4 protein-coding genes are annotated in these 5,109 nt (G+C 65.6%); all 4 read right to left on the reverse strand.

Annotation, left to right across the window (positions count from 1 at the left end):
* Positions 1-986: tetratricopeptide repeat protein (locus tag EOA60_RS17945; protein WP_164899379.1), on the reverse strand; the 986-nt coding region annotated here is incomplete at its 3' end.
* Positions 987-997: 11 nt separating this feature from the next.
* Entirely contained in the window at positions 998-1,909 is a 912-nt protein-coding gene (locus tag EOA60_RS17950; protein WP_095801394.1) for a Ku protein, read from the reverse strand.
* Positions 1,910-2,199: 290 nt separating this feature from the next.
* Positions 2,200-4,686, reverse strand: a complete 2,487-nt coding sequence (gene ligD, locus EOA60_RS17955; protein ID WP_095824529.1) for a DNA ligase D — start codon at positions 4,684-4,686, stop codon at positions 2,200-2,202.
* Positions 4,687-4,925: 239 nt separating this feature from the next.
* The gene (locus EOA60_RS17960) at positions 4,926-5,108 is read right to left on the reverse strand and encodes a hypothetical protein (RefSeq protein WP_245502578.1); all 183 of its coding nucleotides are present in this window, start codon (positions 5,106-5,108) and stop codon (positions 4,926-4,928) included.
* Between the last annotated feature and the right edge of the window lies 1 nt (position 5,109).

Here is a 5,109-nt window from a genome sequence, read left to right on the forward strand (position 1 = left end):
GCCAGATTGCCGGCGTCGAACTCAAGCCGGGCCAGGTTAAACACCGGGTCGGCATAGGCCTTGTCGAGCGCCATCGCCTTCTGCAGGTGCCGCCGCGCCGACGCGACCTTGCCTTCGTCGCCCACCAAGCCGGCGAGGTTGAACCAGGCTTCGACGAAGCCGGGATCGAGCTTTATCGCGCGGGCATAATCATGCGCGGCTTCCGCTGCGCGGCCGGCGCCGCGCAGGCAGTTGGCGCGGTTGAAGGCGGCGATGGCATCTTTTGGATCGATCGCCATGCAGCGCTGGTAGAGCGCTGCGGCCTCGTCGTGCCGCCCCTCCTCTTCCGCGGCTTCCGCCTCGGCGAACAGCTCCTCCAGCGTGTCGTCTTCCGGTGAGCCGAGGTCGAAGAGAAGCTGGCCGTCGAGCTCGCTGCGGCCCTCGTCGAGATAGATCGCGTCCGGCCGGCCATGCTGCGAACCGAGATTGAGCGACTTGGCGGTGAGCGAGGCGACCGGGCCGGAGCGATGCACCGAGCGCGCGATCGCGCCCCATGTCGCGCCGCTGGCGATCAACCCGGCATATTTTCTGGCCAGGATCAGGTCGCGGAAGGAATAGGGTTCGCCGTCACGTTCGAAGGCGTCGAACAGCGACAGCATGTCGAGATCGCTGGCGGCAAGCCGCGACTGGTCGATCAGCGATTGCCGGGACAGCGACGACGCCTGAGGCGCCTTCAACAAGCCGAGCAAGCGCAGGAAGCCGTTTTCGCTGACCAATTCGCGCCCGGCTTCGCGCTCGGCCTGCACGCGGCGCTCGATGTCGCCATCGCCCGTTCTTGCCGTGGCCGCCTTGGCCAGCAGCGTGCGGCCGAACACGACATGGGTGGTGCGACGGGTGACGCCGCGCCTCAACTCGGCATGGCGGCGCTCGACCTCGCGCGCGGCGAGCCTGAGCGGAAACGCGGCCAGCGGGCCGACGGCGCCGAACACGGCGCCGGGGAGGATCACCGGCCCTCCCGTCACTTCTTGCTCTTGCCGGCGGCTTTCAACAGGTTCGCTTTCAGCGGGTTCTCAGGCGCGCCGCCGGCGGCGGCCGCCTTCTTGGCCGGCTTGGCCGGCGCCTCCTCGGCCTTGCTCTTCGACTTGGCCGGCGGCTTGGCCGACTGCGACAGGCTCGCTTTCAGCGCATCCATAAGGTTGATGACATTGCCGCGTTCGGGCGCCGCCGCGATGATCGGCTTGTGGCCTTTGAGCTTCTCGCGGATCATCCCCATCAGCGCCACTTCGTAGCGATCCTCGTAATTCTTCGGATCGAAATGAGTTTCCTTCTGCTTGATCAGCGCCTGGGCGAGATCGAGCATTTCCGGATCCGGCGTGCCGGCCGGGATGTTGCCGAAATATTCAGCCGTGCCGCGCACTTCGTTGGGGTTCCTCAAGGTGCAGACGAACATGCCGTTTTCGCGCGGGCCGATCGTCACCACGCGCTCGCGGCTGGAAAGGACCAGGCGGGCGATCGCCAGCTTGCCGGATCTGCGCATCGCTTCGCGCAGCACCGCGAAGGTCTCCTCGGCCATGGCGCCGTCCGGGGCAAGGTAATAGGGCGAGTCCTGGTAGATGACGTCGACCTCATTCTCGTCGACGAAGGCCTCGATGTTCATCGTGTGGTTGGATTCGATCCGGACCGCGTCGAGATCGGCATCATCGATGATGATGTACTGCTTGTCCTCATATTCGTAGCCCCGGACCAGGTCCGAGCGTTCGACCAGGCCGAGTTCGGGGTCGACCGGCTTCATGTTGATGCGGTTGTGGGTCTTCTTGTGCAGCTGGTTGAACGAGATGCGCTCGCTCGCGCTGGTGGCCGGATAAAGCCGGACCGGACAGCTGACGAGGCTGAGCTTGAGGTAACCTTTCCAACTTGCCCTGGGTGCCATGATGAACTCCTACGCGGCCATGCACTGACAGTTTTACTTTTTTGGAAGCCTGATCTTTGCCGAAAACCGGTTTCCCACTTTTCGGGATCATGCTCCGGCGCTTCGTCCGAAGGACGGTTGGCGCTCCGGAAATGCTACACCGACCCTTGATGGTACATGCAAATTGCTGACGAAGTGTTCTTGGGCCGGTTGGCGCGGAGGATAATTCAAATTGTAGGAAGCGTCGATGGAGATCGAAACCGAACGCTGGCAGGACAGAGGGGGTGTGACGGATCGCCAACGCCTGCGGTTTACTTTCCCTCAACCACCGGCAAATCCCTGGCGGCCTCGTCGATCTCCGCCCAGGGATCGCCCGAGGTCTCCAACAGTCCCGGCAGCGAGGCGTAGTTCAGATCCTCGGGCGCGTCGATAGCCTCCAGATCGGTCCAACTCATCGGGGTCGATGCCGGCAGGTTGGTGCGGGCGCGCAGCGAATAGGGAGCGGCGGAGGTGTGGCCGCGGGCGTTGCGGTGGAAGTCGATGAAAATGCGCTTCTTGCGGTTTTCCTTGCCCATGACGGTGACGAAAGTGTCGGGCGCGCTTGCCGCGAGCAAAGTGGAAATGGTGCTCGAGGCCTGGTGCAGTTTCTTCCAGTTCTGCTTGCGCGTCACCGGCACTGTGATGTGGATGCCCTTGCCGCCGGACGTCTTTGCAAACGGCACCAGGCCGAGGCTCTCCAGTCCGCCCTTGATGTGGACGGCCGCCTCGACCACCTCGCGCCAGGAAATCCCCTCGCCCGGGTCGAGGTCGAAGACGATCTGGTCGGGCTTGTCGAGCTTGGTGCGGTGCGTGCCCCAGGTGTGGAACTCGACGACGCCGAACTGCGCCAGTGCCAGATAGCCCTTGGCGTCCTCGACCGAGAGGTAGGTCTTGGGCTCGCCTTCCGAACTGATGCTCTCGAACACCGCCACCGAAGGCGGCATGCCGGTGAAGGCGTGGCGCTGGAAGAAGCAGTCCTGCGGCCGCCCCGTCGGGCAGCGCACCAGCGACACCGGGCGGCCGATGATGTGCGGCAGCATGAAATCGCCGACCAGCGCGTAATAGACGGCAATGTCGAGCTTGGTCGGCCCGGTCTTGCCGAACAGCCGCCGCTCCGGATTGGTGACCCAGATGGTGGCGAGGTCGGACTCGGCGATCAGCCGCTTGCGTTTGATCGCAACCGGCGTGGTCAGGCCGCCGACATCGCGCAGGCCGCGGAAGACGCCGTGGCGGATCGCATTGTCGGCGGTGCGGTTCGAATAACGGACGCGTGCTGACAGCAGCGGCTTCACCCAATGCATCTCGCGCATGATCTCGCGCGGCACGCCTTCGGGCGGCGTGGCGCCGGCGGTCAGCCGCTCCAGCCGGGTCAGCAGGTCGGTCGCCATGTCGCGGTCGAAGCCGGTGCCGACCTTGCCGCGATAGTGCAATTCGCCGTCGACGAACTCGGCCATGCCCAGCGCCGCAAGCCCTTCCGCCCGGTCGGAAACGGTGTAGCCGGCGATGACGAAATCATCCGTCTTTTGCGCCTTGACCTTGGTCCAGCTCTTGGTTCGGCCGCTCATGTAGATGGCATCGGCGCGCTTCGAGACGACGCCTTCCAGCCCAAGGTCCGAGGCCTGGTCGTAAAGCCCGCGGCCATCGCCCTCGACGTGGTCGCTGTACTGGATGGCGGAGTTTGCCGCCTGGCCGGCGAGCAGTTCGGCAAGCAGCGCCTTACGCTTCTGCAGCGGCGCCCTGCGCAGGTCCCAGCCATCGAGATGCAGGAGATCGAAGGCGTAGAAATGCAGCTTCGAGCCGGCGCCCTGGGCCAGCGCGTCCTGCAGCAGCGCGAAGCGCGAGATGCCCTTGTCGTCCAGCACCATGATCTCGCCGTCGATGATCGCCCGGCTGGCCGGCAGCCGCGAAAAAGCCTGCGGCAGGTCGCCGTAGCGCTTGGTCCAGTCGAGGCCGCCGCGGGTGATCAGCCGCACATTCCCGTCCACGACATGCGCCATGGTGCGGTAGCCGTCGAATTTGATCTCGTGCAGCCAGAGCGTGCCGGTGTCCTCGCCATCGGGCGGCTCGCTTACCTGCGCGGCGAGCTGCGGCTCGATGCGGCTTGGCGGGTCTGCCTTGACCGCGCCGGGCAGCGCGCCGGGTTTCAGCGAGCCAGGTTTCGGCGGCAGGCGCTGCGGCTTCTTCGGCGGCGCCGCCAGTTCCTCGATGCGCCGGCCCGACTTGACGCTTTCCGGCCGCGCTTCGAGAATGTCGAGCTCGGAGTCGGAGGCGAGATCGCGCTCCTTGAAAAGCAGCCAGCTCTTCTTGTTCTCGTCCTCGCCGGGCTTGGGCTTCAGCCGGGTCAGCATCCAGCCGCCATTGAGCTTCTGGCCGGCGAGGCGGAACTTGAAGGCGCCGGTGCGCAGGCTCTTTTCGACATCCTCCATCGGCGCCCAGGTGCCGGTGTCCCAGACGATCATCGGCCCGCCGCCATACTCGCCCTCGGGGATGACGCCCTCGAAGTCGATATATTCGATCGGATGATCCTCGGTCTCGACCGCGAGGCGCTTGTCGGCCGGATTGAGCGAGGGCCCGCGCGGCACCGCCCAGCTCTTCAGCACGCCGCCGACTTCGAGGCGCAGATCGTAGTGATCGGCGGTGGCGTGGTGCTTGTGGATGACGAAGCGATTGCCGCCGCCGACCTCCGGCCCGCCCGCGGGTTCAGGGGTGCGGGAGAATTCGCGCTTGGCGCGGTAGGTTTTGAGTTGGGGAGCTGGCATGGGTTAAGTGCCGAAGCGCGTAGCCGACAGTGGCAAGGGCCGCGATCCTTCGCGCCCCCGAGCCCGCGCGATCGTCATCCTCGCGCTTGACCCGAGGATCCATGCCGTGACCTTTACCGCCGAGTGCAGCCGAGCAGAACTTGGACCGTCGTGACGCGTCCAGGTCACGGCATGGATCCCAGGGTCTCCGCGACGTCGCTTCGCTCCTGCTCCGCCCTGGGATGACGAAGGCACTCCACTCAATCGTCGGTCGCCGGCGTCAATTCCAGCTCGGCCGGCGTCAGACCCTGCCGCAGCTGGCTCAGCCGGAATTCGTCGACCCAATAGGCCTCGCCGTCGACCAGCACGCGGGCGCTGTAGGTGCCGCCGGAAAAGCTCTGCGCAGTGACGTAGACCTTGTGGCGGTCGAGCGCCTTCTTCACC

Source organism: Mesorhizobium sp. M1A.F.Ca.IN.020.06.1.1, assembly GCF_004023265.1.
GTDB lineage: Bacteria > Pseudomonadota > Alphaproteobacteria > Rhizobiales > Rhizobiaceae > Mesorhizobium.